The sequence below is a fragment of the Neobacillus drentensis genome, from assembly GCF_036965245.1.
Classification (GTDB): Bacteria; Bacillota; Bacilli; order Bacillales; family Cytobacillaceae; genus Neobacillus; species Neobacillus drentensis_G.
Genome location: NZ_JBALPG010000082.1, coordinates 20,660 through 27,831, shown reverse-complemented (window position 1 = coordinate 27,831; position 7,172 = coordinate 20,660). Strand labels below are relative to the sequence as shown.

7 protein-coding genes and 1 riboswitch are annotated in these 7,172 nt (G+C 36.1%); of the genes, 6 read left to right on the top strand and 1 reads right to left on the bottom strand.

Features of this window, described 5'->3' with window-relative positions; translation table 11 throughout:
- Positions 1-140 precede the first annotated feature (140 nt).
- The 6 genes from V7150_RS17265 (at position 141) to V7150_RS17240 (ending at position 6,517) form a co-directional block, all read left to right on the top strand.
- A complete protein-coding gene (locus V7150_RS17265) occupies positions 141-857 on the top strand; it encodes a response regulator transcription factor (RefSeq protein WP_283919268.1) in 717 nt (238 codons plus the stop codon).
- The gene (locus tag V7150_RS17260) at positions 854-2,632 is read left to right on the top strand and encodes an ATP-binding protein (RefSeq protein WP_335520870.1); all 1,779 of its coding nucleotides are present in this window, start codon (positions 854-856) and stop codon (positions 2,630-2,632) included. The genes V7150_RS17265 and V7150_RS17260 overlap by 4 nt, the downstream gene beginning before the upstream one ends.
- Before the next feature lie 217 nt (positions 2,633-2,849).
- Complete coding sequence (gene sigX, locus V7150_RS17255) at positions 2,850-3,401, top strand: RNA polymerase sigma factor SigX (RefSeq protein ID WP_335520868.1); 552 nt, start codon at positions 2,850-2,852, stop codon at positions 3,399-3,401.
- Positions 3,376-4,569 carry a negative regulator of sigma-X activity gene (locus tag V7150_RS17250; protein ID WP_335520867.1) on the top strand — a complete coding sequence of 398 codons (1,194 nt, stop codon included), beginning with the start codon at positions 3,376-3,378 and terminating at the stop codon, positions 4,567-4,569. The genes sigX and V7150_RS17250 overlap by 26 nt, the downstream gene beginning before the upstream one ends.
- A 175-nt stretch (positions 4,570-4,744) precedes the next feature.
- Entirely contained in the window at positions 4,745-5,497 is a 753-nt protein-coding gene (locus tag V7150_RS17245; protein ID WP_335520866.1) for a peptidoglycan DD-metalloendopeptidase family protein, read from the top strand.
- Between the two features lie 141 nt (positions 5,498-5,638).
- Positions 5,639-5,771, top strand: a riboswitch (FMN riboswitch).
- Positions 5,772-5,941: 170 nt separating this feature from the next.
- Complete coding sequence (locus V7150_RS17240; RefSeq protein WP_335520863.1) at positions 5,942-6,517, top strand: ECF transporter S component; 576 nt, start codon at positions 5,942-5,944, stop codon at positions 6,515-6,517.
- Positions 6,518-6,721: 204 nt separating this feature from the next.
- Here V7150_RS17240 and V7150_RS17235 read toward each other — a convergent pair whose 3' ends face one another.
- Complete coding sequence (locus tag V7150_RS17235; protein WP_215043208.1) at positions 6,722-6,970, bottom strand: ferredoxin; 249 nt, start codon at positions 6,968-6,970, stop codon at positions 6,722-6,724.
- Between the last annotated feature and the right edge of the window lie 202 nt (positions 6,971-7,172).

Below are 7,172 nucleotides of genomic sequence, written 5' to 3'. Positions count from 1 at the left end.
TTTTAAAACATATTAAACGATGAAATATATTTATAAATGACTTTGTCAAATTATTGACACTTTTTATAGGAGTAAATACCGAGAAAATATAGAAAAATGCAATACCATTTTGTACAATTAACTTCATGGGGGGATTAATAATGGAAAAAGACGTGAAAATATTAGTTGTTGACGATGAAGAAAGAATTCGTCGTTTATTAAAAATGTATTTAGAGCGTGAAGAATATATGATTGATGAAGCAGAGGATGGAAATGAAGCTTTAACAAAAGCATTTGCAAATGATTATGATGTCATTTTGCTTGATCTAATGATGCCTGGTAAGGATGGAATTGAAGTTTGTCGTGAATTAAGAGAAAAAAAGGCTACTCCTGTGATTATGCTAACGGCTAAAGGGGAGGAAATCAATCGTGTTCAGGGCTTTGAAGTCGGGACGGATGATTATATTGTCAAACCATTTAGCCCGCGGGAAGTAGTTTTGCGTGTAAAAGCTCTGTTAAGAAGATCATCACAAACGAGCTATTTGCAAACCGAAACGACAACGAAGGATGTCATTGTCTTTCCGCACTTAACAATAGACAATGATGCACATAGGGTTATGGCAGATGGTAAGGAAGTAAGCTTAACACCTAAAGAATATGAATTGCTTTATTTCTTGGCAAAGGCACCGGATAAAGTATTTGATCGCGAACAATTACTGAAAGAGGTATGGCATTATGAATTCTTCGGTGATTTACGAACGGTTGATACACACGTAAAACGTTTACGTGAAAAATTAAATAAGGTGTCTGAACAGGCAGCGAGAATGATTGTAACGGTTTGGGGAGTAGGTTACAAATTTGAGGTAGTAAATGAATGACCTTTTTACGGAGTGTTGTAGGTAAACTGTGGTTTACTATTATTTTTTTAGTATCATTTGTTCTGTTTATCTTAACAGTTATGCTCCTGGAATTTTTCCAAAACGACAACATTATTCAAACGAAAAAAGACTTGACCAATACGGCTGAAAAAATTGCATATGTTTTGGAAGAACATCCCGATAAATTCTCACTTGGATTAGAAATATCTTGGGAATTTATCGATAAAGTGACAAATGTAGTTGTTGTAAAAAATGAGGATGAAGTCTATTATTCTCCAAATACCAACAAGAAAATAAAATTATCCATCCAGGATATAAAAAAAGATCCTGAATTAGCACAGATATTTCAAAATAACAAAACGGTTGAAAAGATTTCTGACCTTTCAACAAAAAAGGATAATAAGGATGCGAACTATTCCATAATAGGCGTTCCGTTGCATCTTCCGGATGGAGAAAATGGAGCTGTATTTATTTATCAATCATTAGAAGAAATGCAGGAAACATCACATTCGACAACAAGGTTTATTTTACTTGTTGCCGGAGTCGCCATAATTTTAACAACTATTTTTGCCTTCTTTTTATCTACCCGTATTACAGCCCCGTTAAGAAAGATGAGGGAGGCAGCCTTTGAAGTGGCACGAGGGAAATTCGATACGAAAGTCCCAATCCTAACTCATGATGAAATTGGGGAGCTTGCGACGGCCTTTAACCAAATGGGCAGGCAATTAAAGTTCAATATGAATGCCCTAAGCCAGGAAAAAGAACAACTATCTAGTATCTTAAGCAGTATGGCTGATGGGGTAATTACTTTTAATCGGGATGGTACTATTCTTATCACGAATCCTCCTGCGGATCGCTTTCTGCAATATTGGTATTATGAAAAAGGGGGATTCGGTTCAGATTCAGAATCTATTCCTTCACAGGTGATGGATCTTTTTCAAAAGGCAGTAGATACAGAAAAAGAACAAATTGGTGAAATATCACTTCAAGGCCGTCATTGGGTTATTTTGGTTAGTCCTTTATATAGTAACCAATTTATTCGAGGAGCAGTAGCCGTTCTGAGGGATATGACAGAGGAAAGACAATTGGATAAAATGAGGAAAGACTTCATTGCCAATGTTTCCCATGAACTTAGAACACCTATTTCCATGTTACAAGGCTACAGTGAAGCGATTGTTGATGATATTGCAGAATCGCAGGAAGAGAAAAAAGAAATGGCAAAGGTCATCTATGATGAATCATTGCGAATGGGGCGGCTCGTAAATGAATTGCTCGATCTTGCCCGAATGGAAGCTGGGCATATACATCTATCCATGGAAGATGTGAACCTTTCTACTTTCATTAATCGGATTATCCATAAGTTTCAAGGATTGGCAAGAGACAATGAAATCTTATTGAAAACTGAAATCGAAAATGGAGTTTCAACGTTTTTATTTGACCCAGATCGAATTGAACAAGTTCTGACGAATTTAATTGATAATGCGATAAGGCATACCCCAAGAGGTGGAACTGTTAAATTAACAGTAACTTCCGAAGACAAGGGGATAAGGATAGAAGTAAAAGATTCCGGATCCGGTATACCTGAGGAAGACTTACCATTTGTTTTTGAACGCTTTTATAAAGCAGATAAAGCAAGGACTCGTGGGAGAGCCGGAACAGGATTAGGGTTGGCCATTGCGAAAAATATTATTGACGCCCATCATGGCCATATTTCTGTTCAGAGTAAAATGGATCTTGGAACGACATTTTCCTTCCTGCTTCCACGAAAAAAGTAAAATAAAGATATATTTTGCCGATAGTTCTTGATTCACGAGGAACAATTTAAGGTTCATCCAGTCTCTGGATGAGCCTTTTTGGCTATTTATTGTGTCTGGATATAAATGGATTTTTAGCTAATACCTTCCTTTTTGTCCTAAAAAAGTCTATATTTAAAAGGATGAAACTTTTTATACATATACATCGACTAATATTAATGAACGGGGAGGGGAATTGATGGACTCCGTTTTCGATGAGCTATATCAAAAATATCATCATGACGTTTTTCAATTTCTATTTTATATGGTTAGAAATAAAGAACAGGCTGAAGATCTTGCTCAAGAAGTCTATATTCGAGTTTTTAAATCTTATCATCGTTTTGAAGGTAAAAGCAGTGAAAGAACATGGCTATTTTCGATTGCAAGGAATGTTGCTATCGACTTTTTCCGTAAACAAAAGGGCTGGAAGGAAAGAATGCTTGAAAAATTTGATTGGTCAACGAATCAAGTAAAGAATGAGTATCCGATACCAGAAGAAATTACCGTACAAAAAGAAGAGATCAGGTGGATTTACAAATGTCTTGAGTTTTGTACGCTGGATCAGCGGTCTGTTATTATTTTACGCTATTTACAGGATTTATCCATTGCTGAAACCGCCCAGGCTTTAGGCTGGACGGAAAGTAAAGTAAAAACGACACAGCACCGGTCCTTGAAGGTCTTGAAGAAGCATATGGAAATGTTTTTTGAAAAGGAGGGATTAAGTAGTGAAAAAGTCAGAGTGGAGCGATAATGAGCTCGAAGAATTATTAAGACAAATGCCCAAAGTAAGAGATCATCGCGATCCTCATGACATTTACCAAAACATATTTTTAAAAAAGCGCAAAACGAAATCATGGCTCTTACCGGGTATGGCTGCTGCAGCTGCATTCCTTCTATTTATCATCCTAGTACCTAAATTAATGGGTGGGACAAATTTTTCCTATGATAGGGCTCAAGAGGAAAAATCTTCAATAACCAATAAAAAAATGGAGCTTTCTGATAGGGAATCAACAATAGCCTTGAAAAAAGATGAATCTTCTGCGAAGGAACAGGCATATTCGGAAACGGAACAATCAGACTTAATCAAATCAGAGAGCATGAAAACAGCCATTTACGAGGATGAACTTGGAAATGGAACTGTATTCACCTATTGGATTCCAGATCCGCAAGCTCAAATACTAATTCCTATATCAACGATCGTTAATGATACTCAAGAACAATCTTGGCTTTCTCTTTACACGAAGACCATGGCGAATTTAAAAGAAGAAGAATGGGGCTTATCAAATTTCTATCCCTTAAATGCGACAATGGAGCTTGATAAAAGTAATAGCAGCGTGTTGGTCAATGTTCCTGCCAACCATCAGTACGGGCAAGGGTCAGCCAATGAAACAATTTTTATGAATGTATTAAAAAAGGATATTTCCTCTAATAGTAATTTGAAGAAAATAAAGTTTTCAACAAATGGTGAACCAGGAATACAGTTTGGGAATTTTGGAAGGATTGAAGAAGTGGATGTGACTCCAGAGAAAAAACATGCCATTTTATTTTATTATACTTTTGGCAGTGACATACCATTCTTAACACCATCCGTAGATACTTATGGCGATGTTAATACTGCCTTTGAGGCAATGAAAAAAGATCAACCTTTACAGGGATTAAAAAGTTCACTCATACCTTTTCAGCCGATAACAGATATTTCCGTTATTGACAAAACATTATTTTTATCATTTAAAGGAATTTCTGATCTTAAAGATGATCAACGTACTTTATCTTCATTTGAGGCATTGCTACTGACAGCAAAGGAATTTGGACTAGAAAAAGTAGTCGTTAAGGATTCAGCCGTACCATTTATCGGCCCATTCGATTTATCAAAAGAGAACAAGGTGCCAGTAGCGCCAAATTTGCGTAAAATTCAATAACTAAAAAAATCAACCCATCCCGGTTGATTTTTTTATGAATAAAATACTAAATTACTCCAAAATATAACATGTATGCTCAGTTCATTCCCCCGAAGGAAGGAAAATGTTCTAAACGAGAACAAACGAACATATGGTGTGGAGGGGAGGACAAGTTATAGAAGGAGGAATAGAAAGAATGCGTGATTACATAAAAAGGTTTTTAATCGCCATAATTATGGCGGTTTGTGTCAGTTTATTATTTTTAGGCGGAAAACATTCGGAAGCTGCGGGTTTACAGGAACAAAAAGAAATGAATGATCACTGGATTTGGCCGGCTGACGGTGTCATTTCCGATACATATGGAACAAGGCAAGGCAAACATAAAGGAATCGATATAGCGGGAAAATTGGATACTCCTGTGCTGTCTGTTGAAGATGGAGTGGTAGTTAAGTCCTATTATTCTAATACATATGGAAATGTGGTTTTTTTAAAACACCCTAGTAATTATGTAACCGTTTATGCTCATTTAAACAAGCGGACAGTAACAGGAGGTCAAATGATTAAACAAGGTGATGAAATCGGAAAAATGGGAAGAACAGGACAAGCTACTGGAATACATCTTCATTTTGAATCGCACCAATTAGAATGGAGATATGATAAGAAATATGCAATGGATCCAGAAAAGTTGCTGGGTAAGACTAATGTTGGCGAATACGTCCAGGGCGGCATTGCTAGTATCAGTGATAATGTGTTAGTGGCAAGTTCCCATCTTCAATCGCAAACATCACAAACAAGTAGTTCACCAGCAATGGTAAAATACACCGTTAAACTTGGGGACACATTGTACTCAATTGCACAGAAACAAAATATTTCTGTAACTAGAATAAAAGAAATAAACAATCTAACTTCTGATCTCATTAAGCCCAACCAAATTTTAATTGTTCAATAATATTCTGGAAACCCGCTGAACTTTATGTGTTAGCGGGTGTTTATATTATTTAATAAAAAGTTACAAAAAAAGCACATGGCAAATCTTTTACTTAACAAAAGGATATTTCTTTTAGTATAATAAAATTATAATTTAATATCGATCTATCTTCGGGGCAGGGTGAAATTCCCGATCGGCGGTATTAGAGCAATGCTCTTGAGCCCGCGAGCCTTTTTAGGCAGGATTTGGTGCGATTCCAAAGCCGACAGTATAGTCTGGATGGGAGAAGATGGAGGTTCTGCAGACGTTCAAAAATTGTTGTTATATGAACGTTTATTAAGTGTACCTTTGTAAACTCCCTCAAGTAAACATTCTTGGGGGATTTTTTATTATTTTATTACATCGGTATTTAAATATTGCTGAACCTCTCTTCCTAACATGATGGATCAAAAAGGAGAGAGGAAAATGAAGAAAAAAAAGACCACAAAGGTAAAGGTAATGGTGTCAATTGGAATGTTTAGCAGTATCGCATTTCTTTTAATGCTATTAAATTTCCCACTGCCGTTATTCCCTAATTTCTTGTTTGTCGATTTCAGCGACATTCCAGCGTTAATAGCCGCATTAATTTTTGGGCCAATTGCAGGAATATTAGTTGAGTTATTTAAAAATGTTCTAAATTATATTGCGATAGGAAGCCCAACAGGAATTCCAGTTGGTCATATAGCCAATTTCTTAGCGGGAATTGTGTTTATCCTGCCAACTTATTTTGTTTATAATAAACTTAAAACTAAAAAGGGTATGACAATAGCGTTAATTGCCGGAACTGTTATAATGGCCGTTGTAATGAGTGTATTAAATTACTTCTTCATTTTCCCTGCCTATACAGTTCTCATGGGTATTCCGGATAAGCGCAATCTAGTAGTACCTGCTATCTTACCGTTTAACATCCTAAAAGGAGTTATCATGTCTACGATCTTTATGCTTCTGTTTATTCGGATGCAGGCATGGGTTAATAAAATTACAACCGTAAAAGGTGCATAGAACAAGCAGCAGGGGCCGCTCAACATCAGGCTCCTGCTGTTTTTTGATGAAATGAAAATTACTATCCTTTCCGGCATAGATGCAACTAAACCTCTGTCTTTCCCCTTAGGATCGTGAGTTTTTTCATTAATGGTAATAAATAAAAAAACCCCGCTTGTAAAAAGACGGGGGTAATTAGCTTAAGAATATTTTATTGACAAAATATTATTCGAATTTAGTTGGATTACCATCGAAAGGTTCGTCAGCAACTTTAATTGAATCAGTTGGGCAGCCTTCAAAAGCATCCATCATATCATCGATTAATACATCTGGAATTTCAACGATCCCTTCGTTTTCATCAAGAGTTACAAATGCAATCCCTTCATCATCATAATCATAAATATCTGGTGCTGCTGCGCCACATGCACCACATGCGATGCAAGTTTCCTTGTCAACAATCGTATACTTTGCCATGAAAAAAACCTCCCAGTAAAATAAAAAAAATTATTCTAACTCGTATCCCATAATAAAATGGAAACGTATTACTCATATCCTATTGTAAAACTGTATGGGCAACTTTTCAATAGAAAAATGCTTTTAAAACATGGGATAGTTTAGTTCAATTTCATAAACTTATGCATTTTAAGACAACAAGTTTCTTCATTTCATGGTAAAA